This window comes from Stenotrophomonas sp. TWI1409, assembly GCF_039673015.1.
Lineage (GTDB): Bacteria > Pseudomonadota > Gammaproteobacteria > Xanthomonadales > Xanthomonadaceae > Stenotrophomonas > Stenotrophomonas maltophilia_A.
In genome coordinates, this window is the sequence record NZ_JBDJKU010000011.1 from 1 (window position 1) to 22,185 (window position 22,185).

At 66.7% G+C, this 22,185-nt stretch carries 21 protein-coding genes; 7 read left to right on the forward strand and 14 right to left on the reverse strand.

The features are described 5' to 3' along the window. Nucleotides 1–66: 66 nt before the first annotated feature. The gene (locus ABE423_RS05630; protein WP_346485324.1) at nt 67–960 is read right to left on the reverse strand and encodes a LysR family transcriptional regulator; all 894 of its coding nucleotides are present in this window, start codon (nt 958–960) and stop codon (nt 67–69) included. Nucleotides 961–1,066: 106 nt separating this feature from the next. Here ABE423_RS05630 and ABE423_RS05635 point away from each other — a divergent pair, with 106 nt between their 5' ends. Continuing rightward, nucleotides 1,067–1,810: an SDR family oxidoreductase gene (locus tag ABE423_RS05635; protein ID WP_180838006.1), complete on the forward strand. Its 744-nt coding sequence runs from the start codon at nt 1,067–1,069 to the stop codon at nt 1,808–1,810. 46 nt (nt 1,811–1,856) lie between these two features. After that, complete coding sequence (locus ABE423_RS05640) at nt 1,857–2,204, forward strand: hypothetical protein (protein WP_346485326.1); 348 nt, start codon at nt 1,857–1,859, stop codon at nt 2,202–2,204. A 111-nt stretch (nt 2,205–2,315) separates the two neighbouring features. On the opposite strand, the gene ABE423_RS05645 is transcribed toward ABE423_RS05640, so the two are convergent. The 3 genes from ABE423_RS05645 to ABE423_RS05655 are packed head-to-tail and all read right to left on the reverse strand — an operon-like array spanning nt 2,316 to nt 7,806. Continuing rightward, the gene (locus tag ABE423_RS05645; protein WP_125893612.1) at nt 2,316–5,393 is read right to left on the reverse strand and encodes a CusA/CzcA family heavy metal efflux RND transporter; all 3,078 of its coding nucleotides are present in this window, start codon (nt 5,391–5,393) and stop codon (nt 2,316–2,318) included. Continuing rightward, entirely contained in the window at nt 5,390–6,562 is a 1,173-nt protein-coding gene (locus tag ABE423_RS05650) for an efflux RND transporter periplasmic adaptor subunit (RefSeq protein ID WP_346485328.1), read from the reverse strand. Before ABE423_RS05650 ends, ABE423_RS05645 begins: the two co-directional genes overlap by 4 nt. Continuing rightward, nucleotides 6,559–7,806, reverse strand: coding sequence for a TolC family protein (locus tag ABE423_RS05655; RefSeq protein ID WP_180838009.1), 1,248 nt, complete (start codon nt 7,804–7,806; stop codon nt 6,559–6,561). Before ABE423_RS05655 ends, ABE423_RS05650 begins: the two co-directional genes overlap by 4 nt. 62 nt (nt 7,807–7,868) lie before the next feature. Here ABE423_RS05655 and ABE423_RS05660 point away from each other — a divergent pair, with 62 nt between their 5' ends. Both ABE423_RS05660 and ABE423_RS05665 read left to right on the forward strand, forming a co-directional pair. Further along, a complete protein-coding gene (locus tag ABE423_RS05660) occupies nt 7,869–8,543 on the forward strand; it encodes a response regulator (RefSeq protein ID WP_006370279.1) in 675 nt (224 codons plus the stop codon). Beyond that, nucleotides 8,536–9,915, forward strand: coding sequence for a sensor histidine kinase (locus tag ABE423_RS05665; RefSeq protein ID WP_180838010.1), 1,380 nt, complete (start codon nt 8,536–8,538; stop codon nt 9,913–9,915). The genes ABE423_RS05660 and ABE423_RS05665 overlap by 8 nt, the downstream gene beginning before the upstream one ends. Before the next feature lie 437 nt (nt 9,916–10,352). On the opposite strand, the gene ABE423_RS05670 is transcribed toward ABE423_RS05665, so the two are convergent. The 3 genes from ABE423_RS05670 to ABE423_RS05680 form a co-directional block, all read right to left on the reverse strand. Next, a complete protein-coding gene (locus tag ABE423_RS05670; RefSeq protein WP_180838011.1) occupies nt 10,353–12,698 on the reverse strand; it encodes a GH92 family glycosyl hydrolase in 2,346 nt (781 codons plus the stop codon). Between the two features lie 102 nt (nt 12,699–12,800). Next, nucleotides 12,801–13,124, reverse strand: a complete 324-nt coding sequence (locus ABE423_RS05675) for a thioredoxin family protein (protein ID WP_180838012.1) — start codon at nt 13,122–13,124, stop codon at nt 12,801–12,803. Nucleotides 13,125–13,129: 5 nt separating this feature from the next. Then, nucleotides 13,130–13,546, reverse strand: coding sequence for a host attachment family protein (locus ABE423_RS05680; protein ID WP_019337746.1), 417 nt, complete (start codon nt 13,544–13,546; stop codon nt 13,130–13,132). Between the two features lie 162 nt (nt 13,547–13,708). Between ABE423_RS05680 and ABE423_RS05685 the strand changes: the two genes are divergently transcribed. The 3 genes from ABE423_RS05685 to proP all read left to right on the forward strand — a co-directional run bounded on the left by ABE423_RS05685 (nt 13,709) and on the right by proP (nt 15,901). After that, nucleotides 13,709–13,936, forward strand: coding sequence for a hypothetical protein (locus tag ABE423_RS05685; protein WP_180838013.1), 228 nt, complete (start codon nt 13,709–13,711; stop codon nt 13,934–13,936). 85 nt (nt 13,937–14,021) lie between these two features. Continuing rightward, a complete protein-coding gene (locus ABE423_RS05690; RefSeq protein WP_256200907.1) occupies nt 14,022–14,150 on the forward strand; it encodes a hypothetical protein in 129 nt (42 codons plus the stop codon). Between the two features lie 263 nt (nt 14,151–14,413). Next, complete coding sequence (proP, locus tag ABE423_RS05695; RefSeq protein WP_180838014.1) at nt 14,414–15,901, forward strand: glycine betaine/L-proline transporter ProP; 1,488 nt, start codon at nt 14,414–14,416, stop codon at nt 15,899–15,901. Between the two features lie 19 nt (nt 15,902–15,920). On the opposite strand, the gene ABE423_RS05700 is transcribed toward proP, so the two are convergent. The 7 genes from ABE423_RS05700 to ABE423_RS05730 all read right to left on the reverse strand — a co-directional run bounded on the left by ABE423_RS05700 (nt 15,921) and on the right by ABE423_RS05730 (nt 22,167). Further along, complete coding sequence (locus tag ABE423_RS05700) at nt 15,921–16,562, reverse strand: hypothetical protein (protein ID WP_180838015.1); 642 nt, start codon at nt 16,560–16,562, stop codon at nt 15,921–15,923. Nucleotides 16,563–16,669: 107 nt separating this feature from the next. Beyond that, nucleotides 16,670–17,296 (reverse strand): AAA family ATPase, encoded by a 627-nt coding sequence (locus tag ABE423_RS05705; RefSeq protein WP_132810239.1) that lies wholly within the window; start codon nt 17,294–17,296, stop codon nt 16,670–16,672. 3 nt (nt 17,297–17,299) lie between these two features. Continuing rightward, on the reverse strand, nt 17,300–17,641 hold the full coding sequence (locus tag ABE423_RS05710; protein WP_005413623.1) for a type II toxin-antitoxin system prevent-host-death family antitoxin: 342 nt from the start codon (nt 17,639–17,641) through the stop codon (nt 17,300–17,302). 70 nt (nt 17,642–17,711) lie between these two features. Beyond that, complete coding sequence (locus tag ABE423_RS05715; RefSeq protein ID WP_125893634.1) at nt 17,712–19,307, reverse strand: PAS domain-containing protein; 1,596 nt, start codon at nt 19,305–19,307, stop codon at nt 17,712–17,714. A gap of 9 nt (nt 19,308–19,316) precedes the next feature. Beyond that, nucleotides 19,317–19,721, reverse strand: a complete 405-nt coding sequence (locus ABE423_RS05720) for a response regulator (RefSeq protein WP_019337750.1) — start codon at nt 19,719–19,721, stop codon at nt 19,317–19,319. A gap of 136 nt (nt 19,722–19,857) precedes the next feature. Then, nucleotides 19,858–21,312: a porin family protein gene (locus tag ABE423_RS05725; protein WP_180838016.1), complete on the reverse strand. Its 1,455-nt coding sequence runs from the start codon at nt 21,310–21,312 to the stop codon at nt 19,858–19,860. A 90-nt stretch (nt 21,313–21,402) separates the two neighbouring features. After that, on the reverse strand, nt 21,403–22,167 hold the full coding sequence (locus ABE423_RS05730) for a Slam-dependent surface lipoprotein (protein ID WP_032129432.1): 765 nt from the start codon (nt 22,165–22,167) through the stop codon (nt 21,403–21,405). Nucleotides 22,168–22,185 lie beyond the last annotated feature (18 nt).

Genomic DNA, 22,185 nt, shown 5'->3' on the forward strand with positions numbered 1-22,185 from the left:
GGCGCCCCTCCGCCCCGCACAACTCCCACCCCTCGGGTTTGCCCCCCCCCCCCCCCCCCCCCCCCACTACCTCATATGGTCGAACACCCCGGCCACCCAGTCGATGAACACCCGCAGCCGCGGCGACGGTGTGCGGTTGCGGGGGTAGACCAGGCTCAGTGGACTCGGTGTCGGCGGCGCGTCCGGCAACAGCTCGACCAGCTGCCCGCTCGCGATGTAGGGGTCCATCCGGTAGCGCGGTGCCTGGATGATGCCGAGACCCGCCAAGGCGGCACCAAGGAATGCGTCCGCGCCGGAAACCCTCACCCGCGCGGGCAGCGGCACATAGCGCACCTGCCCACCCTGCTGGAACTCAAGCGGAATCAGCTGGCCGGTGGCGCTGGAGCGATAGCCGACCATCTGGTGGCCTTGCTCCAGTGATTCGATGGTCTCGGGCACACCGTGCGCCTGCACATAACCCGGTGCGGCCACCGTAACTTCCCGCAGCATGGTCAACCGGCGCGCCGCCAGATCGCTGTCGGCCAGGGTCCCCACCCGCAACGCCGCATCCACGCCTTCGCGCAGCAGGTCGACATAGCGGTCGCCTTCGCTGACCTCCAGTTCGATCTCGGGGTAATGCTGCAGGAAGTCCGGTAGATGCGGAAACAGCAGATGCCGGCCCAGCGTGCCATGCACTTCAATGCGCAGCGGGCCACGCGGCGGCACGTCACGGAACGCGGCTTCGGCATCGTCCATGTCGGCGATCAGGCGCAGGCAACGCCCATAGAACGCTTCCCCTTCCAGGGTGGGCACCACCAGCCGCGTGGTCCGGTGCAGCAGGCGCACGCCCAGCCGCTGTTCCAGTGCTTTGATCGCATCGGTCACCGTGGCCCGCGGCAGGCCCAGGTCCTCGGAGGCCCGGGTGAAGCTGCGGCGCTCGACGATGCGGACGAAGGCGCGCATGGCCGTGAATCGGTCCATTGTTCGGCAATCCGGATTATGTTGGCGGATTATGCATGATTATCCGAACTGATGAGATGGCGAAGATGGCACTGCGCCAGTCCGGCGCGCCCTGCTGGAACCAACCATGCCCACCTCCTCCGCCCGCCGCGTCGCTCTGGTCACCGGCGGTTCCCGTGGCATCGGCGCGGCCATTTCGCGCCGCCTGGCCGCCGACGGCCATGCCGTGGCGATCAACTACGCCGGCCGCCGCGACGATGCCGAGGCACTGGCCGCCGAACTCACGGCCACTGGCGCGCACACCATCGCGCTGCAGGCCGATGTGGCCGACCCGCAGGCGGTGCGCCAGCTGTTCGACGCCATCGAGGCGCGCTTCGGCGGTATCGACGTGGTGGTGAACAGCGCCGGCGTGCTGCAGCTGGCGCCGCTGGCCGACAGCGACGACGCGCTGTTCGAACGGGTCATCGGCATCAACCTGAAGGGTGCCTTCAACGTGCTGCGCGAGAGCGCGCGGCGGGTGCGCGACGGCGGCCGCCTGATCAGCCTGTCCACCAGCGTGGTCGGCATCAGACTGGAGAACTACAGCGTGTACGCGGCCAGCAAGGCGGCGGTGGAAACGATGGCAGCGATCCTCAGCAAGGAGCTGCGTGGGCGCAACATCACGGTGAACACGGTGGCTCCCGGCCCGACCGCCACCGACCTGTTCCTGGAGGGCAAGTCACCGGAACTGATCGAGCGGCTGGCGAAGATGAACCCCCTGGAACGGCTGGGTATGCCGGAGGACATCGCCGGTGCGGTGGCCTTCCTGGCCGGTGCTGATGGCGGGTGGATCAACGGGCAGGTGCTGCGCGCCAATGGCGGGATGGTGTAAGGACCACCGGACTGGCTATGCTCGGCCAAACGGAGGGGGCACGCGCATGGAAAAGCCGGGCATCTGGTATCGACTCTGGATGATCACGTTTCTGCTGGGAGGCCTGTTGGCGCTGGCGACGCTGGTGTTATGGACCTGGCTGCCTGGCGACGTACGCAATCTGGCGATGGCCCTGATCTGGGTGCTGTGGGCACTGGCGACCGTCTGCTTCTTTCTGGGGGGCATCGCCGATGGCTTTACGATCTGGGGCGTCAACATCGCCAAGAAGGTATGGCGTGCTGAAACGCCAGGCCGTTTCTGGTTCTTCCACATCACCACGACGGTGCTGTGCGTCAGCTGCCTGGGCCTGCTGATCGTGCCGATGATGATCGCCTGGCAGGGGTCGGCGTGGTGAGCTTGCCAACTCCACACAAGACGTGGATCCCTGTGTAGAGCCGAGCGCATGCTCGGCTGCTCTTCGCGCAAAGGCCAGAAGCAGCCGAGCATGGCTCGGCTCTACACGTCGTCAGCCGGCGCGGGCCTCGCGACGCCGGTGCACCCAGTAGTAGAGCGTCGGCAGTACCAGCAGGGTCAGCAGCATTGCCGACAGCAGGCCACCGATCACCACCACCGCCAGCGGCTTCTGGGTCTCTGCACCGATCGCATGCGAGGTCGCCATCGGCAGCAGGCCGAACATCGCCAGCAGTGCGGTCATCAGCACCGTGCGCAGGCGCTGCAGCGAGCCCTGCACCACCGACTGCAGCAGGTCCATGCCCTGTTCGCGCAGCTGGGCGAAACGACTGAGCATCACTACCCCGTTCAGCACCGCTTGTCCGAACAACGCAATGAATCCGATCGCCGCCGACACTGACAGTGGAATGCCGGTCAACCACAACGCCAGGATGCCGCCGATCATCGCCAGCGGTACGTTGGCCAGGATCAGCGCCGCGCTGCTGATGTCCTTGAAGGCATCGAACAGCAGTACGAAGATGAGCAGCACCGACAGCGGAATCACCCAGCCCAGCCGCTTCATCGCACGCTGCTGGTTCTCGAACTCACCGGACCATTCCAACCGGTAGCCTTCCGGCAGCTGCACGCTGGCATCCACGCGCTTGCGCATGTCGGCCACCACGCTGCCCATGTCCCGCCCGGCGATGAAGATGCTCACTGCCTTCACCCGCTGTGCGTTCTCGCGCGAGATGTTGATCGCGCCGCTGGCCATGCGGAAGTCGGCCACGTCGGACAGCGTCACCGTGTGGCCATCGCCGATGCCCACCGGCACCGTGCGCAGCCGCTGCAGGTCACGATCGGCATCGTCCAGGCGCAACGTGATCGGGAACCTGCGGTCGCCCTCCCACAGCTCGCCGACCTGGCGCCCACCCAGCGCTGTCTCGATCACTTCGTCGATGTCACGCACATTCAGCCCATACCGTGCTGCACGGTCGCGGTCGATCTCGATCTGCAGCTGCGGCAACGAGCCATCGCGGTCAATGAAGGCACTCTCCACGCCCTCCACGCCACGCACCTGGCCCAGGATCGCCTGCGCCTGCCGGTTCAGTACGTCCAGATCCGAGCCACTGACCTTGATCACCACCTGGCCCTTGATCTGCGAGATGCTCTCCAGGATGTTGTCGCGCACCGGCTGTGAGATCGAGAACTCCGGCCCCGGAATGCGCTGCTCCAGCGTGCGCTGCAGGTCGCTCACCAGCTGCCGCTTGTCCACCCCCTTCGGCCATTCCTTCTCCGGCTTCAACGCCACCAGTGCCTCGATCTGGTTGGCGCCCTTGGCATCGGAGCCGTCTTCCGGCCGCCCCAGCTTGGCCACCACCGTCGATACCTGCGGGAAGGTTCCAACCAGCTCACGGATGCGCCGCGACTGCTGCTGTGCTTCGGCCAGGCTGGTGCTGGGGTCAAGCGTGGCGGTCAGCCAGATCGAGCCCTCGTCCAGCTCGGGCAGGAACTCCGAGCCCAGGCGAGTGCCCAGTGCCAACGTACCCACCAGCAACGCCACTGCGGTCAGCACCACCGCACGTGGCCGGGCCAGTGCGCGCTCCAGGATCGGCCGGTACCAGTCGGTCAGGCGGTCCATCAGCGGGTTGCCGTCGCGCATGCGGTCGCGCCGCAGCCACCAGTAGCAGAACAGCGGCACCACGGTCAGCGCCAGGATCAACGCACCGATCAGGGCCGAGGTCACCGAGTACGCCATCGGCGCGAACATGCGGCCTTCCTGGCGCTGCAGGGTGAAGATCGGGATGTGCGCGGCGATGATGATCAGCATCGAGAAGAACGTCGGCCGGCCCACTTCCGATGCGGCGGAAAGAATGGTCGAGAACCGCGTCTTCCGATCAGCCGTAGGTGGCAGCTTCGACAATCGCGAGACAATGTGCTCGGTGACGATCACCGCGCCATCGATGATGATGCCGAAGTCCATCGCACCCAAGGACAGCAGGTTGGCCGGCACGCCCCACAGGTGCAGGCCTAGGAAGGTCGACAACAGCGCCAGCGGCATCATCGCCGCCACGATCAGCGCGGCGCGGGCGTTGTACAGGAACAGCCACAGCACCAGGAACACCAGCACCGCACCTTCCAGCAGGTTGCGGAAGACGGTCTTCAAGGTGGTCGACACCAGCCAGGAGCGGTCGTAGAACGGCTCGATGCTGACCCCGGCCGGCAGCTGGTTCGCTTCGATCTCGGCGATGCGCGCATGCAGGGCGTCGAGCACGTCGGACGGATTCTCGCCCTTGCGCATGAGCACCATGCCGAACACCGCATCGTCATTGTCGTCCTGGCCGACCAGGCCCTGCCGTGGCAGGCCGGTATCGGCGATGCCGGCCAGGTCGCGCACCAGGATCGGCGTGCCACCTCGCTGCGCCACCACCACGTTGCCGATGTCACCCGGCGAACGCATCAGGCCCACGCCGCGGATCAGGAACTGCTGCTGGCCACGCTCCACGTAGCCGCCGCCGGCATTGGAGCTGCCCTTCTCCAGCGCCTCGGCGAATTCACCGAGGCTGATGCCGCGATCACGCAGCTTGTCCAGGTCCGGTTTGACCTGGAAGGTGCGCGCGAACCCGCCGAAGCTGATCACATCGGCCACGCCCGGCACGGTGCGCAGGCTGCGCTCCATCGTCCATTCCTGCACGGTGCGCAGCTGGGTCGGCGTCATGTGCGGGCCCTTGAGTACGTAGCGGTAGATCTCGCCCACCGCCGAACTCATCGCCTCCAGCTCCGGGGTCACGCCCTCCGGCAGCTCCACGCCCTGCAGGCGCTCCAGCACCTGCTGCCGCGCGAAATAGTCGTCGGCCTTGTCGTCGAAGGTCAGGATGATCATCGACAGGCCGAACTGGGTATGCGAGAACACCCGCACCGAATGCGGAATGCCGGACAAGGCCACTTCCAGCGGCATCGTCACTTCGCGTTCCACCTCTTCGGCGGCGCGGCCCGGGTGCAGCGACACCACCGTCACCTGGGTGTCGGAGACGTCCGGGAAGGCCTCCACCGGCAGCACGCGGAACGCGGCGATGCCGCCGCCGATGAACAACAGCAGTGCCAGCATCACCATCAGCGGCTGGCGCAGGCAATAGGCAATCAGGCGATCGATCATGGGGCGGCATGCCCCGCGCCGGTGCTGGCGGCCGCTGGCGCGCTGTCGACCAGCTGCTGCAGCAGCAGGCCCCCTTCGACCACCACCCTGCTGCCAGCCGCCAGACCGTCACGCACCCACAGTCGACCGTCACCCAGCTCCTCGGCGTGCACGGCGTGGCGCACGTAGCGGCCCTTGCCCTCTTCCACGAACACTACCTGCTTGCCGTCGATCAGCAGCACCGCCGCATCGGGCAACGAGACACCGCCCTCGGCCGGCAACGCCACCTGGGCGCGCACATACTGTCCCGCCTTGAAGCCGCGTGCGCGGTTGTCCAGCTCGGCGCGCGCCTGCACCACGCGGCGTTCGCTGTCGACGAAGTCATCCACATGCTGCAGGGTCGCCTGCAGCGGCTGGCCATCTGCACCCGGCACGCTCACCTGCATGCCGGCCTTCAAACGTCCGGCCAGGCTTTCGGGAATGTCCAGCAACAGCCACAGGCGGTCCGGATCGCCGATCACTGCCAACGGCTGATCGCTGTCGGGGCTGACCGACACGCCCGGGCTCATCCGCCGCTCCACCAGCACGCCATCGATGGGCGCGCGCAGCGGCAGGCGCTGGTCGACGCGCTGGCCGTTGCCATAGGCCTTGGCGAAGGCGGCCGCGCGTGCATGATCAGCCTGACTGCCAGCGAAGTTTGCCTCGGCCTCGTCCAGTTCACGACCCGACGCCACTCCCGCCGCATGCAGTTCGCGGGTACGGTCCAGTTCCTTGCGTGCCTGCTGCAGCTCGGCGCGACCACGGGCACCTTCAGCCTGAGCCTGGCCGAACTCGGGCGAGGTGATCCAGGCGATGACCTGGCCGGCTTTCACCTTCTGTCCCGGCTGTGCCTCGATGCGCGCTACCTGCCCCGGCAGCGGCGTGTGAAGTGCGCTGGAGCGCGTCTCATCCCAGACCACCCGGCCCGGCAGCTGTAGGCTGGCGCTGGCGCCGGCACTGACTGTCTCGCTGCGCAGCACGTCCAGCTGGCGGCTGTCGGCGGGAAACTGGATCTGGCCCGCGCTGACCTGGGGCGCATCCTCGGTATAGGACGCTGGCTCGCGGCCACAGCCGCTCAGCAGGGCCAGCGCCAGCAACGCCGGCAGCACGGCATGTCGCGCCCGTGGGCGATGGGCGACGGTGGACTTCATCGGGATTCTCCTTCGGCAACGGATGTGGCGGCTTCCCAGCGCGCCAGGGCAATGGCATGGTCGGTGCGCGCCTCGATCAGCGCGGCCTCGAAATCGCGCCAGCTGCGGCGCGCATCCAGCAGATCGGTCAGGTTGGCGGCACCGCGCCGGTACGCCAGTTCGATGCCCTGCACCGCCCTGCGTGCGGCGTCGGACTGCAGTCCCTCATAGTCGCTGCGGCGCTGTGCGGCGGACTGCGCGCTGGCCTGCAGCTGGTCCAGCTCGGCGCGTGCTTCGCGCTGCAGCACCTGCAGCTCCAGCGCGGCGCTGTCACGGTCGGCCTCGGCACGCTGGATCGCGCCGCGCGCGCGCGACGGCCCCCCCAGCGGAATGGTCAACGACACGCCCCAGGTAACACCGCTGATGTCGGTCGGCTCTCGTTCGGCCTCCACGCCCAGCTGGATATCGCGATGGCGCTCGCTGCGCGCCAGGGCCACGCCGGCATCGGCGGCCGCTAGGCGCGAGCGTGCAGCGCGAAGATCCACGCGCTGCTGCGCGTCGGAGACACGCACGCTGGGCACGCTGCTGGCAGCCGGCCACGGATCATCGGCGCTGAGGTCCTGGCTGTCGTCGCGTCCAAGCAGCAGGCCCAGCGCATGCCGCGCGTCACGCAGATCCAATGCTGCCTCGCGCGCCGCATCCGCCACAGCCAGGTCGTCCACCGCCAGGCGCGCGCGATCCACCGGCGCCATCGCCCCTGTCGCAACCTGCTTATCCGCCGCCGCCATCTGCTCGGCCGAACTCTGCCGGTTGGCGTCGGCAATCTGGGCCCGCTCCTGCGCGCCCTTCAGGCCGAAATAGGCTTCATGCAGTGCCACCTGTTGTCGGCGACGGGTATCGAGCATCTCCAGCCCTGCGACTTCCAGCAGCGCGTCGGCCTGGCGGATGCGCAACGCACGCTTGCCACCACGTTCCCAGGTCCAGCCCAGGCCCACGGTGCTGTCCACGCGCTTGTCCTGCCAGCGCCCCGGGCCGATGCCATGCTTGGGGCTGACCTTGCTGGTACCGAGCGACAGCTCGGTGGCCGGGCGCAATGCCGCCGTCTGCGCATCGCCCTGCACACCGCGCAGCTCCAGTGCCGCCGCACGCAGGTCAGGGTTGTGTGCGTCCATTGCGCGCTGCGCGTCCTGCAGGGACAGCGCCGAAGCCACAGGCGCGCACAGAAGAGTGGCCAGCACGGCCGCAAGACGAGAGGAGAAATTCATGTGCGTCAAGGTAAGGTGATGCACTTGCGCCAAACTTGCCCCAACCTTGCACGAAGCTTGCAATGCGAATCCTGCTGATCGAAGACGATGCCGCCCTGGCCGATGGACTGATCCGCGCCCTGCAAGGTGCCGGCCATCTGTGCGACCACCTCTCGCGCGGACTGCACGCACCTGCGGCGCTGGCCAGTGCACCCTATGACGTGATGGTGCTGGACCTTTCATTGCCGGACGTGGATGGCCTCGACCTGCTCTCGCGCCTGCGCAACGATGGCGCCACCTTGCCGGTGCTGATCCTGACCGCACGCGATGGCGTGGAGGACCGCATCCTCGGCCTCGACCGCGGTGGTGATGACTACCTGGCAAAACCATTCGCGCTGGGCGAGCTGGAAGCGCGCCTGCGTGCGTTGTCGCGCCGCCGCAGTGACGCACCGGCACAGAAGCGATTGGGCCGGCTGTGCTTCGACAGCATCCGCAACGAAGTGCAGGTGGACGGCCAGCGTATCGAGCTGACCGCGCGCGAGCTGTCGCTGGTCGAAGCGTTGATGCAGCACCCCGGCCGCACCGTGACCAAGCAGCGCCTGTTCGATGCGCTTTACAGCTGGGACCACGAGGCCAACCTGTCGGTGATCGAGGTGCACGTCAGCCGCCTGCGCCGCAAGCTGGAGCAGGCCCGCGCCGGCGTCGGCATCCGCATGCTGCGCGGCCTCGGCTACCGGCTGGAGGCCGTGGGTGACTGAGCGCGTGCACAGCCTGCGTGGCCTGTTGCTGCGGCGCCTGTGGCTGCCGCTGCTGGTACTGCTGCTGTGCAGTGCGGTGGGTTCATTCGCGTTGGCGCGCTTCTATGCCGGCCAGGTCTACGACCGCTGGCTGCTGGACTCGGCGATGTCATTGTCCGAGCTGGTGACGGTGCAGGACGGCCGCGCATCCATCGAGATCACCCCGGCGGTATCACGCATGTTCACCTGGGACACCGCCGACGAAGTGCATGGCGAGGTGGTCGACGCCGCAGGAGGGCGCCTGTATGGCGATCTGCCCGAGGCATTGCCGCGTCCGGCGAGCGCCGCCGCGAATGACGATGCGGTCTACTACGATGCGCGTCTGCGTGGTCAACCGGTGCGCATGGTCGAAGTGGTGGTCAGCGCCGGGCCGGGCCATGACATCCGGCTGCGCGTGGCCGAGACGCTGCGCAAGCGCCACCGGCTGGAACGCAAGCTGCTGCTGACCAGCGTGCCGTTCCAGGCCGCGATCCTGGCACTGGCGGCGTGGCTGGCCTGGTCCGGCACCGGCGCCGCCGCAGGCCACGCCAACCTGGTCGCACGGAAGCTGGCCAGCCCGCGGCCGGATCCGTTGGCACCGCTGGATCCGGCGCAGGAGGCACCGCGCGAACTGTGGCCGGCGGTTGAGGCCTACAACGCCCTGCTGCAGCGCCTGGACGCGATGCAGGATGCGCAGCGGCGCTTCGTCAGCAACGCCGCACATCAACTGCGCACACCGTTGGCGGCCATGCAGGTGGAGCTGGAGAGCTCATTGCGCCAGCATGATCCGCAGGCCCAGCAGCTGGCGCTGTCCGGCACGCTGGCCGGGTTGGCCCGCTTGCAGCATCTGGTCAACCAACTGCTGATGTTGAGCCGCTCCGAAGATCCACATGGCAGCGCACTGCCGCTGCAGCCAGTGGACCTGGCCGCGTTGGCGCGTGGCGTGGTGGAGCGCTATGCGGACCGCGCATTGGCTGCAGGCGTGGACCTGGGTTATGACGGGCCCGACGACGGCGTGCAGGTACAGGGCGATCCGCAGCTGCTGCGCGAGGCGTTAGGCAACCTGCTGGACAACGCGCTGCGCTACGGTTCCCTACCAGGTGTGATCACCCTCGGCCTTCGGCAGGAGACCGAAGGCGTACAGGTATGGGTGGACGATGATGGCGCCGGCATTGCCGAAGCCGAGCGCACGCGCGTCACGGAACGCTTCTACCGGGCCAGCACAGAAGGCGACGGCTGCGGACTGGGATTGGCGATCGTGGCCGAGATCGCGCAGCGGCATGATGCGGCGCTGGTGATCGATACCGCCCCGATCGGTGGCGCGCGGGTGGGGATGCGGTTTCGATCCCGCTGACGTCCTGCGTGCCAACCAAGGTTGGCACCCACCCGGTCACGCCATCCGGTAGACGCCCACCTTGGTGGGCGCTGTTGACGTCCCGCATGCCAACCAAGGTTGGCACCTACCAAAGGCACCCCAGCCGGCGGATTCCGGTAGACGCCAACCTTGGTTGGCGCCGTTGATGTCCTGCATGCCAACCAAGGTTGGCACCTACCAAAAGCACCCCAGCCGGCGGATCCCGGTAGATGCCAACCTTGGTTGGCGCTGTTGACGTCCCGTGTGCCAACCAAGGTTGGCACCTACCAAAAGCACCCAGCCGGCGGATTCCGGTAGACGCCAACCTTGGTTGGCGCCGTTGATGTTCTGCATGCCAACCAAGGTTGGCACCTACCAAAAGCACCCCAGCCGGCGGATTCCGGTAGATGCCAACCTTGGTTGGCACCTACCCATCATCAACGGCTCATCGAATACGGCGCCTGCGCGCCCTGCCCCGGCCAGTCCCTGTTCGGCTCGGCCTGCATGCTGAAGCGCAGTTCGCCACCTGCCAGGATCTCGTCGTGGCGCAGGAAGGTGCGCTGCAATGGCTTGCCGTTGAGGCTCACATTGCCCACATAGGTGTGCTTGTCATCCAGCCCATCGGCCACGATGGTGAACGTCTTGCCGTTCGGCAGGCGCATTGCGGTCTTCGGCAGGAACGGGCGACCCAGGATGTACTCGCCCGAGCCCGGGGCCACCGGGTAGAAGCCCAAGGCGGTCAACACGTACCACGCCGACATCTGGCCGACGTCATCATTGCCGGCCAGGCCATCGGGGCGGTCGGCGTACTGGGTATCCATGATCTGCTTCAGGCGCGCCTGCGTGCGCCACGGCTGACCGGCATACGAATACAGGTAGGCGACGTGGTGGCTGGGCTCGTTGCCGTGCGCATACCAGCCGATCAGCCCGGTGATGTCTTCCATGTGCTCGAAGATGGACGGGTCGACCTTGGCGTTGAACACCTCGTCCAGGCGCGCGAGCAGCTTGTCACTGCCACCGTGCGCTGCCGCCAGACCGGCCACATCCTGCGGCACGTACCAGGAGTACTGCCAGGCATTGCCCTCGGTGTAGTCGGTGCCGTATCCACTGGCGCTGGGATCGAATGGGGTGCGGAAGCTGCCATCACGCTTGCGCGCGCGCATGAAGCCGGTGTCCTCGTCGAAAGCATTGCGCCAGTTGCCGGCGCGCTTGTCGAAGGTGGCCGCAACATCGGTCTTGCCCATCGCCTGTGCCATGCGCGCGATGGTCCAGTCGTCGAAGGCGTACTCCAGTGTCTTGCTGGCCGCTTCGCCTTCCTCGTCGATCGGCACATAGCCCAGCTCGCGGTACTGCGCGATGCCGTCGTAGGGCCCGTAGTTGGCGGTCTCGACCATCGCCTTCAGTGCCTTGTCGGCGTCGAAGCCGCGGATGCCCTTCACGTAGGCGTCGGCGATCACCGGCACGGCGTGGTAGCCGATCATGCACCAGTCTTCCAGGCCATGGAATGACCACACCGGCAGCATGCCGTACGGGCTGTGCTCATGGTGGGCCAGCATCGAATTGACGAAGTCGCTGTTGCGCTTCTCCGGCTGCACCAGCGTCAGCAGCGGATGCAGCGCGCGGTAGGTATCCCACAGCGAGAACGTGGAGTAGTTGGTGTAGCCCTTGGCCTGGTGCACCGCGTTGTCCGAGCCGCGGTACTGGCCATCGGCATCCATGAACAGCGTCGGCCCCAGCAGGGTGTGGTACAGCGCGGTATAGGCACTGCGCCGGGCGTGCTCGGGGGCGTCGATATCCAGCACCGACAGCGCCTGCGTCCATTCCTGCTTGGCCTGCGCGCGAACGCGGTCGAAATCGAAGCCGGCCACTTCCGCGTCGAGGTTGGCAATGGCACCGGCTTCGCTGACCGGCGAGATCGCCACCTTGACCACCAGCGGTGCATCCAGCTTGCCGAAGGCGAAGGTGCCGACCAGCTGGCGCCCCTCGATCTGTGCGCGCTGCGCCGGATTCTTCTCGCCCGGCGGCGGGAAGCCCTTGTAGACAATGTCCTGCTCGGTGTTGTGCAGCTCATGCCCGGAAAGCGGCCGCGAGAAACGCATCGCGAAATACAGCTGGCGGCCCGGCGCCCAACCACGGGTTTCGCGGAAGCCGGTCACCGTGCCATCGGCGCGCACCCGCACCCGCGACCACAGCACCTTGCCCGGGTAGTCGTACATGCTGGTGCGCATGTCCAGCAGCACCTTGGCATCGGCGCCCTTGGGGAAGGCATAGCGGTGCACGCCCACGCGCGCACTGGTGGTCAGCTCCGCGCGCACCTGGTAGTCATCCAGGGTGACTGCGTAGTAGCCCGGCTCGGCCTTTTCGTCGTCGTGGCGGAAACGCGAGGCGTAGCCGCTGCGTGGCTTTTCCGGATCACCGCGCTCCAGGCCGGGAGTGCCGGTGAACGGCATCAGCAGGATGTCGCCGAGGTCCGAATGACCGGTGCCGGAAAAATGCGTGTGCGAGAAGCCGACGATGCTGCTGTCGTCGTAGCGATAGCCGGCTGCCCAGCCATAGGCCTTTTCGCGTGGTTGGATGCGTGTGTCCGGGCTGAGCTGGACCATTCCGAACGGCACTGTGGCACCCGGGTAGGTGTGGCCTTCACCTCCAGTACCAATGAACGGGTCGACCGAGGCGTAGGCCTTGTCGGCGGCGGTTTTGGCGGGAGCGGCCGACGCCAGGCCGGAAGCGAGCATTGCCGTGGCGGCGACAGCAATCAGGAGACGACGGTCCAGCGTGGGCATCGGCGTTTGGATCGATTCAGGTGGTAGCCGGATGCTAGCACCGGGCCTGTCACGCCGCATGCTGCAGTGCGACTGCCCGGTGTCCCGCGCCGGGTTCAATCATCAACCGGGAAGCGCGCTCTGCAACGACATGAGGTCCGCACTGTCCAGCGGCCTCACCACCCGCGCGACCTCTTCTCCATCGCGCAGCAGCACCACTGTCGGCCACAGCTTCACCTTGAACGCTCGCCCCAATGGCCTTCCCTTGCCATCCTCGATCTTCCAATGCGGCAGATCGTTCGCTTCGACGAAGGCCTGCAACGCGGGCTGCGCGGCCTGGCAATGACCGCACCAGGGCGCACCGAACTCCAGCACCTGCCACCCAGCCTGCGCCGCCACCCCCGCAAAGGTGGGCTCGGTCGGAAGGTGATCACGCATGAACGGCATGAGCGCTACGCCGCCAGTGCCTTCTGGATGTCTTCCAGCGGCGCGTTGGTCAGGTCCTTGGCAATATCCCCGAGCAATCGCGCCTGGACCTCTTTATGCAGCAGCGGACGAATGCGACCCAGCGTGGTCGGGTCGGCGATCAACACCAGGTGCGCATAGCGGTTCTTCAAGGCATCCTCATTGAGCTGTTCGGCCACCTGCTTGGCGAACGTCGCCTCGTTGAGCTGCGAGACCGACATGTCCTTCGGCACGGCACCCGCAGGCCCCTGCCCGGACACGCCCTGCTCACTGATGTCCTGCAGGCGCAGCTCGCCCTCCTGTTTCAGGGTCAACTGATGGTTGCTGCCCACGTTGGTAAACACCCGTGCCGAACCACCGTCGGCTACCACGATCAGCGTTCCTTCGGGAATCGTCCGCGCCATTGCATCCTCCATCAATTTGAAAAGTGGGTGTGTGCTCCACCTTATGCACGCCGATGTCACCAGAGCGCGTACAGGATGTGATTCCGTCATCGCAATCTGAAATCCGCCCTAAATTTACCGGGAGGCCTGCCGCTATGGCCTCCATCATCGCGAGGAACCTCTGTGCACGCTGGCTCACTGTTCCACATCTGCTTCGCCACCAGCCTGGCCATTGCCGGCTGCGCCGGCTGCATCCACCAGTTCCTGCAGGGCCAACCGTTTTTCGCCCTGGCCATCATGCTCTCGGTGCTCACGATGATCGGCGCCGCACTGGTCACGCGGAAACTGGCACTGCCGGGCGCCTTGGCGATGGCCTGCACGATGTTCGGTTTGCTGGCGAAGTCGGCCTGAGCCTTCTGAACAGGCGACGTGGAACACAGCGTGCAGATCAGCCCGCTTCGCTGCACGCTCACGCCGGTGCCGTTATGATGAACGGATGATCGACACGACCCACTACGTGACGGGCGCACCTGTTACGTGGGAAGCACTGCCGACCGGCGCTTCGCTTGCCACGATTGCTCCCGCCCTGCATTTCCATCGCCTCGCGCTGGATCCCGGCGGATGACGCCCGCAGGCCCACGGCCTGCCATCCCCACACGCTGATGTGACACGCGGCTGCCAACTGCGCGGCCGTTGTGATCCCGTTGCCGCGTTTCCGCCCTTGCGGCGGTGCTTTGCCGTGCGCGTGGCGTTGCGCCTGCACACATTCCCCGGCCCCCACGCCCCCTTCCGATGCCCCTGCGCCACTTGCGCCTGCATCGCCGTTTCCGATTTCCGGGACACACCACAGCACCCATTCCCCTATTCCATACCTACAAGGGAGCCCCTATGCAGGACACGCCCGATTCCCATGCCCACTTCGGCTGGTTCAAACGCCGCCGCCACCTGAAGGTCGATGAGATCACCGTCGTCGACAAGCCCATGCTCAAGCGCGCCGTCGGTGCCGCTGCACTCGGCAATGCCATGGAGTGGTTCGACTTCGGTGTCTACGGCTATCTGGCCGTCACCATCGGCCAGGTGTTCTTCCCGTCGAGCAATCCCACCGCACAGGTGATCGCAGCCTTCGCCACCTTCACCGTGGCATTCCTGGTGCGTCCACTCGGCGGCCTGGTGTTCGGCCCGCTCGGCGACCGCTATGGGCGCCAGAAGGTGCTGGCGTTCACCATGATCCTGATGGCGCTGGGTACCTTTGCGATCGGCCTGATTCCTTCCTACGAGCGGATCGGCATCTGGGCACCGGTGCTGTTGCTGCTGGCGCGTGTGGTGCAGGGCTTTTCCACCGGCGGCGAGTATGGCGGTGCGGCCACCTTCATCGCCGAGTATTCCACCGACCGCAACCGCGGCCTGATGGGCAGCTGGCTGGAGTTCGGTACGCTGGGCGGATACATCGCCGGCGCCGGTACCGTGACCGCGCTGCACATGCTGTTGAGCAGCGAACAGATGCTGGACTGGGGCTGGCGCATTCCATTCCTGGTGGCTGGCCCGCTGGGCCTGCTCGGCCTGTACATGCGAATGAAGCTGGAAGAGACCCCGGCATTCCGCGCCTTCGCCGAGGAAGCCGAGAAGCGCGAGCACGACCGGCCCGGGCTGACCGCGCTGTTCCAGGTGCACGGCCGCCAACTGCTGGTGTGCATGGGCCTGGTGCTGGTGTTCAACGTCACCGACTACATGCTGCTGACCTACATGCCCAGCTACCTCAGCGTCACCATGGGCTACGCCGAGAGCAAAGGCCTGCTGCTGATCATCATCGTGATGCTGGTGATGATGCCGCTGAACATCGTCGGCGGATTGTTCAGTGACAAGCTGGGCCGCCGGCCGATGATCATCGGCGCCTGCATTGCGTTGCTGGTGCTGGCCATTCCGTGCCTGCTGCTGGTCGGCAGCGGCAACGACTGGATGATCTTCCTTGGCCTGATGCTGCTGGGCCTGGCGCTGGTGTGCTTCACCAGTTCGATGCCGTCCACGCTGCCGGCGCTGTTCTATACCCCGGTGCGCTACAGCGCGCTGTCGATCGCCTTCAACGTCTCGGTATCGTTGTTCGGTGGCACCACGCCGCTGGTGACCGCGTGGCTGGTGGAACGTACCGGCGACCCGCTGGTGCCGGCCTACTACCTGATGGGCGCAGCGGTGATCGGCCTGATCACGATGCTGTTCGTGAAGGAAACCGCCGGCCTGCCGCTGCGCGGTTCACCGCCGGCGGTAGGCAGTGACAAGGAAGCCGCTGCGCTGCTGAAGAGCGATCTGCCAGTGACAGTGGACCCGAGCCTGCCGCCGTTGCCGGAAGCAAGTGAAGGTGAGGCGCCCAAGCCGGCCTGATACCACGCCGGCACCGATGTCACGCCCCGTCCGGGGGCGCCTCGGCGTCCCCGCCCTCGCGGGCCAGCTGTCCGGGCGTCCAGCGCAGGGTCCACTCATAGGGCCCCTCTGGCGGGCAGACGTGGCGAAAATCGCGGGGAATTTCGCAGACCGTTGCGCCCGCGGTAACAGTGAAGGCAACGATGATCCGGTTGCCCTCGATTCGGATCGCCTGCACCGCACCAGGAATCTGGATGCCGGCATCATCGCCATAGCCTGACTCCCGGATGGCCGCGAAATCCTCGGCCTCCATCCGCGACAGACTCTTCGGATTTGCCTGGCCGCGCGGATCGTTCGCCGTCAGCTCCGTCATCACCGCCACCACATTGCTTTGCGCGAAGCTGCCACCGGTGTAGGTAGATGTGTAGAAGTACACAACCTCCGAACGGCCATCACCATCGAGATCGGCAACAGCCGTCCACGCCGGGCGGAAGTCCGATTCGATATCGCCGCCTGGAATAAGTCGCAGACTGGCTTCGGCGGCGTGCAAGGCCTGCACCAGGCTGGGCGGCGATGGTCGCTTGGCGGCGGGCGACGCGGCCATCGCCGGCGTGCAGGACAGCGCCAGCGCTGCAAGCGTCAGGCGGATCGGGCTCGAGCGGAGCGTTGCAGGTCCGTGCATGTCATCCTCCTTGAGTGTGCGGTCAGTCTAACCGCAGCTCCGGTGGCGCCCAGTCGTGCACGGCGCGCCTTCGCGCGATGTGAAAGACATCCACACATGGCGTGGATCTACTGCGGGGTGTCCAACTCCATCGCACGCATCACGATCGGTTTGGCCCAGTCCGGCGTGTGCAGCAGTTCGGCCACCGAGACCGGGTACTGCAGCTGGCCGCGCTCCATCGCCAGCACCGGGAGGGGCGCGGCGCAGCCTTCTGCGTCGGCCGGCGCGCTGTTGTCGTAGACATGCAGCTCAGCCAGGTGCGGCAGCAGGTCCAACAGGTTCTCGCGCGCCGAATCGAAGCGGGCGTGGATCTTTTCCACCGGAATATCGTGGCCACCGGCCTCTACCCGCGCCGCCACGCGGGCGATGTGCAGCTCGACCGTGGCCAGGCCACAGAACCAGATCGCGACGTGATGGTGCTCGCAGGCCTCGCGCAGCAGGCGCGGAATGGTGTTGCCACCCAGCGTTGTTTCGAAGGCGAAGTCCGTGCCATCGGCCATGGCCTGGCGCAGGCGGCGGGTGCCTTCCTGCCAGGCCTCGGCATTGGCTTCGGGCAGCGGCCAGCCAGCCTCGACCAGGCGGCGGGTGAACGAATCGGGGTTGAACCAGCTCAGTCCTTCGGCTTCCAGCCAGGTACCCAGCAGCGAGCTTTTGCCGGCGCCATTGACGCCGGCCAGCACCAGGATCCGCCCCATCGTTCAGAGCGGACGGCCGAGGGTGACCTTGCGGCCACGGCGGATCGGCTGGCCCAGCACCTTGCCCAGCCCCTCACCGCGCTGCAGGCTGGCCAGGGTCTGGTCGAACTCACCGCGCAGGCGCAGCAGTTCTTCACTGCGCTCACCGGCGTCACCGCCGGCGGCCTTGGCCAGCAGCTCCTGGTACGTGCGGATATCCACGATCACCGCTTCCGGATGATTGTGGTTGGTGATGACCAGTGCCTGCTTCTCGCGCACGGTGCGCATCAGGCTCGGCCAGCCACGGGTCTTCACCGACGAGGCCGGGGCCTTTTCGAGGCCAGGCAGATCCAGCGGCAGGGTCATGGCACGGCTCCAGACGGGGATAGTTGAGGCCATTATGCCCAATTTGGCCCAATTGGGGATAAATGGACCTTTACCTGACGGAACCCTCCGCCGCCGCGCCCGGAGCATCGGTCTGCAGCAGGCTGTCGCGCTCCCGCAACGGGAAGCGGATCCAGGCATCCAGGCCTTGTGGGCCAAAGCGCAGCTCCCCGCTGCCAGCCAGCTCGTACGGCACGCGCTGCTCGATCAGCGCCCGGCCCAGGCCGCGCTGGCGTGGCAGCTCCCAGTCCTCCACCTCGGCATGACGCTCGCACCAGTGCAGGCCCAACCATGGCTGGCCGGCCTGAACCTGCAGATCCCAGGTGACCTCGATCCGGCCATCCTCATGGGTGAGCGCGCCATGCCTCAGCGCGTTGGTCGCTAATTCGTGGATCGCCAGGGACAGTACTTCGGCTGCTTTCGGCGGCAGCAGCACGTCCTCGCCCTGCAGGCGGTAGGCGGCCGCTGCCGGCGTCTGCGCAGCGATCTCCTCTTCGAGCATGCCACGCAGGCAGACGCCGGCATTGGCACCACGGGTCAGCAGGCTCTGCGTGCGTGCCAGCGACATCAGTCGCCCGCACAACCGTTCAGCGTATTCATCCACACTGCTGACCGACTCGCGGGTCCGCCAGGCAATGGCATGGATGGTCGACATGATGTTGCGCACCCGGTGCTGCAGTTCGGCCAGCAATACCGATTGACGCTCAGTGGCACGCTTGAGGTCGTCGATGTCCACCGCGATGGCAAATACCCCGCTGACCTCACCGTCGCCATCGCGCAGGGGCGCGGCAGCGACCCGGGTCCAGCGCGCGCGGCCATCATCATGCAGGTACTGGAACTCCAGCCCCGGCACCACGGTCTCGCCGCGCATTGCGCGCGCGATGGCGAAGTCGTGCGCCTCGATGGCGTTACCGTCCGCATGCCACCCACGCCATCGATGCAGGTTCACCTCATCCGTGGAAGGCACCTTGCCGCTGGGCAGGTAGGCACGCATCTGGTCGTTGGACAGCTGCAAGCGCCCCTCGGTGTCGACAATGCAGACACCTACCGGCAGCACCTTGAAGGCCAATGCCAAGCGCCGGTCCGCCTCCCGCCGCTTCTGCTCTTCGCGCTCGCGTGCCAATTGGGCCACATGTGCCGCTGTGGTCTCGAACATGGTCACCAACACGCCGTTGATGCGCCCCTCCTCGCCACGGATCGGGCTGTAGGTAATGGTGAACCAGACGTCCTCCAACCACCCGCGGCGCGCCAGGGGATAGAGTTTGTCCTCGTAAGTGATGGTTTCGCCCTGCCAGACGCGCTGGTAGATCGGCCCGTTGATATGCCACACCTCGGGCCAGCACTCGCGGGTCGGCTGGCCGAGCCCGCCGGGATGCTTGTCGGCCAGGATCTCGGCATAACCATCGTTGTAGAGCTGCACCAGCTGCTCGCCCCACAGCACGATCATCGGGAAGCCATGGGCCAGCATCAGGTCGACAGTGGCGCGCAGGTGGGGCGGCCACTGCTCACAGGCACCCAATGGCGTGGACGACCAGTCGTGACGGGCGATGCGCGCGGCCATGCCATCGTGGCGCGCATGCAGGCGCGGCGCAGGTGGCATCGAGCCACGCAGCTTGGCGGCGTGGATGCCTTCAGGACGGCGCGACATGCCGCGCAATCAGGCGATGCCCGCAGAGACCTGCGGCGCCGCCACCAGCCCGGCCAGCTGCTGCACCAGGGTTTCGATGTGATAAGGCTTGGTACAGCGCGGCGCGCTGGCGAAGCGGCTGGGCAAGTTGTCGTCGTAACCGGAGGTCAGCAGAAAGGGCGTACCGGCCTCGGCCAGCCGATCGGCCAGCGGATAGACCTGCTCACCGCCCAGGTTGATGTCCAGCAATGCCACATCGATGGGATGGGTATCGACCAGCTGCCCCAGCGCCTGCAGGTCACCGGCCGGCCCCACCACCTGTGCGCCTTTCAGCTCCAGATAGTCGACCAGGAACATCGCGATGGCGAATTCATCCTCCGCCACCAGTACACGCAGCCCTTTCAGGCCCTCTGGTTTGTTGCCCGCTTCCAGCACGACCGGCGCTCCTCGATACACGCGGCCCAGCTCTGCCGCAACGCCCGCAGGATGCGCGAACCGGGCTACAAGAGCGCGTGATGATGGATGAAGATCGTGGCCACGGCCCGTTCACCGCGGCATTGCAGCGGCGTGTTCAGAAGGCCCGCTCCCACTTCAGGCTGAGCAGGCTGCGGTCGTGGCTGTACAGCCAGCCAACGTTGCTGTCGATGCGCGCGTAGCGCAGGCTCAGGCTGGGTACCAGCCCGGCCACGGCAAGGCGCTCGCTGCGCACGATGGCGATCAGGTTCTGTTCGCTGTCCTCACGCCGCGCCTCCAGCAGCGGACTCCACGCGTCGTAGTCGCGCTCGCGCAACGAGACGAATACGGTGGCGGTGGTGCCACTCCATTGCCGCGCTGCACCCAGCCGCACGCCGCGCTGGCGATAGCCGTTGGCTGGGTTGGCGGCGCTGCTGTCACTCAGGTCCAGCCCGGCAAAGAGGGTCCAGCGCGGGTTGAGCGCACGGAACCAGGTGGCATACACCGCGGCCAGCTCACCGTCGTAATTGCTGGCCAGGCCACGCTGGCGATAGCGCTGGCGCTTCCAGTCGGCCTCCAGCTTGAGCAGGCTGCGCGCGTCCAGCGCATATTGCCATTCGCCATGCAGCCCGCTACCGCCTTGCAGGGCCCGGTTGCCGAGGCCCTGATAGTCATAGCTGGGGGCGATCTGCAGGGTATGCCGTGCGCTACGCCAGCTGTAACCCGCCTGCACGTTGGCATTGAGCTCGTTGTAGGCGCTGTGCCCACGCCATGCCTGGCCGAATGCGAGGCCACGCACGTACACGCCATGGTGGCCCTTCAAGGCCCAGCGACGTTCGAGGTTACCGTCGTAGTCCAGGCCCATGGCGCGCTGGGCATCGGGAAGATTGCGCTGAATGATGCAGGTGTCGCCTACCCCGAACAGGCAGGTGCGGCTGGCCGAACTGCGGTTGATGTTGTCGCTCCATGCCGGGCCGGCGGACAGCGCGCCTTTCCAGCGCTGGCGCGCCTGCAGCGCAGCCAGATAGGCGTCCACCCGTCCGCGTACACCTGCGGTGGCGGGGTCATCGGCACTGATGGCATCCGCGATCGCCGTGAACAACGCCACCGCATCGCGATCGCGCTGGTCTTCGGCGTAGACGCGCGCAAGTTCAAGGCGGGCCGGCAGGAAATCCGGCTGTGCCTCCAGCAGCGCCTCGTACTCGTTGGCCGCGCGATGGTGATTGCCGGCCACCCGCGCCAGGCCGCCCTGCGCATAGTGGCGCAGCAACGGGTCGTGGCCAGGCAGTTCGATGTATTCATCCAGGAAGCGTTGCGCGGCGCCCCATTGCTGATGCTGCAGCGACAGGTACAGCGCCTGGCCCAGATCATCGACCGTGCGCTCCACGCGCAGGGTCTGGCCGTCGATGGTGATGGTCGGTCGCTCCGACTCGGCCTGCTGCAGGCGCTGCTGGTCCTGCTGCTGGTGGCGCAGGTCGGTGCCCTGTTCGAGCACGCGGCGAAGATCGTCCTGCTGGGCGCGCACGTCGGCGGCCGCCAGCAGCAGTACGACAAGGAAGATGGGATGGCGCATGGTCGATCCGTGGTGGTGCATGCAGCGGGCCGAAGCAGGGACTGGCGGATCGCGGCTTGTCCCTGCCCTGCCCCGTCAGGGGCGTGGCAATCAGTTCTTGCTGCCGCCGAAGGCGGTGTCGTACTGGCTGTTGCCGCTGAAGGTGGCGATACCGGCCAGGGCGGCCGCGTTGGCGCCGAAGAACTGCCCCTGGGTGGTGCCGGCAACGCTGCCGTTGGCGGTGGCCGAACCGGCGAACGATGCGTCGGCACTGTTGATGTTGGCAACGATGGCCAGGTTCAGGCCGTTGCCCGACAGCGCACCATCCAGGGTGCCGGCGCCGAAGTCGGCGTCGAAGGTGCCGCTCAGCAGGTTGCTGCCGTTGAACTTGTTCAGGCCAGCAACGGTGTAGGACGCCACGCCAGCAGGCAACGTGGTGCCGGCGCGGTCACCGACGAAGTAGACCTGGCGGTTGTTGAAGCCACCGGCGGCGCCATCCTTGGACCACTCACCGAACCAGACATCGCCACTGCCGACCTTGACGAAGTTGAAGTGGCCCATGCCGGCGTGGCTGCCCGGTGCGCCGGTGATCGGCATGGCCAGGGTACGTACCGTCACGCCATTGACGGTGGTGGGTGCCGAGTAGGCGCTCAGGCCCTGGAAGTCCACCGGCTTGGCCTGGGACACGGTACCGACACCGATACCGGCCTTGCCAGCGCGGTGCGGGCCGCCATTGACCTGCGATTCGCCAACCGCCACATACAGCTCGGCATCGGTCTTGGCACTGGCGGCACCGACGATATCGGCAGCATGCGCGGCACCGACCAGAGCCAGCGAGGCAGCAACGGCGAGAACCGAACGGGAGATCATTTTCATGGTATTGCTCCTTGGTTG

What these genes read in the sequence shown, in the direction of transcription:
- ABE423_RS05660 (WP_006370279.1), top strand. Translation starts at nt 7,869, where the DNA reads ATGCGAATCCTGCTGATCGAAGACGATGCCGCCCTGGCCGATGGACTG.
- ABE423_RS05630 (WP_346485324.1), bottom strand. Translation starts at nt 960, where the DNA reads ATGGACCGATTCACGGCCATGCGCGCCTTCGTCCGCATCGTCGAGCGC.
- proP (WP_180838014.1), top strand. Translation starts at nt 14,414, where the DNA reads ATGCAGGACACGCCCGATTCCCATGCCCACTTCGGCTGGTTCAAACGC.
- ABE423_RS05670 (WP_180838011.1), bottom strand. Translation starts at nt 12,698, where the DNA reads ATGCCCACGCTGGACCGTCGTCTCCTGATTGCTGTCGCCGCCACGGCA.
- ABE423_RS05645 (WP_125893612.1), bottom strand. Translation starts at nt 5,393, where the DNA reads ATGATCGATCGCCTGATTGCCTATTGCCTGCGCCAGCCGCTGATGGTG.
- ABE423_RS05675 (WP_180838012.1), bottom strand. Translation starts at nt 13,124, where the DNA reads ATGCCGTTCATGCGTGATCACCTTCCGACCGAGCCCACCTTTGCGGGG.
- ABE423_RS05730 (WP_032129432.1), bottom strand. Translation starts at nt 22,167, where the DNA reads ATGAAAATGATCTCCCGTTCGGTTCTCGCCGTTGCTGCCTCGCTGGCT.
- ABE423_RS05655 (WP_180838009.1), bottom strand. Translation starts at nt 7,806, where the DNA reads ATGAATTTCTCCTCTCGTCTTGCGGCCGTGCTGGCCACTCTTCTGTGC.
- ABE423_RS05650 (WP_346485328.1), bottom strand. Translation starts at nt 6,562, where the DNA reads ATGAAGTCCACCGTCGCCCATCGCCCACGGGCGCGACATGCCGTGCTG.
- ABE423_RS05690 (WP_256200907.1), top strand. Translation starts at nt 14,022, where the DNA reads ATGATCGACACGACCCACTACGTGACGGGCGCACCTGTTACGTGGGAA.
- ABE423_RS05680 (WP_019337746.1), bottom strand. Translation starts at nt 13,546, where the DNA reads ATGGCGCGGACGATTCCCGAAGGAACGCTGATCGTGGTAGCCGACGGT.
- ABE423_RS05705 (WP_132810239.1), bottom strand. Translation starts at nt 17,296, where the DNA reads ATGGGGCGGATCCTGGTGCTGGCCGGCGTCAATGGCGCCGGCAAAAGC.
- ABE423_RS05640 (WP_346485326.1), top strand. Translation starts at nt 1,857, where the DNA reads ATGGAAAAGCCGGGCATCTGGTATCGACTCTGGATGATCACGTTTCTG.
- ABE423_RS05715 (WP_125893634.1), bottom strand. Translation starts at nt 19,307, where the DNA reads ATGTCGCGCCGTCCTGAAGGCATCCACGCCGCCAAGCTGCGTGGCTCG.
- ABE423_RS05635 (WP_180838006.1), top strand. Translation starts at nt 1,067, where the DNA reads ATGCCCACCTCCTCCGCCCGCCGCGTCGCTCTGGTCACCGGCGGTTCC.
- ABE423_RS05710 (WP_005413623.1), bottom strand. Translation starts at nt 17,641, where the DNA reads ATGACCCTGCCGCTGGATCTGCCTGGCCTCGAAAAGGCCCCGGCCTCG.
- ABE423_RS05725 (WP_180838016.1), bottom strand. Translation starts at nt 21,312, where the DNA reads ATGCGCCATCCCATCTTCCTTGTCGTACTGCTGCTGGCGGCCGCCGAC.
- ABE423_RS05700 (WP_180838015.1), bottom strand. Translation starts at nt 16,562, where the DNA reads ATGCACGGACCTGCAACGCTCCGCTCGAGCCCGATCCGCCTGACGCTT.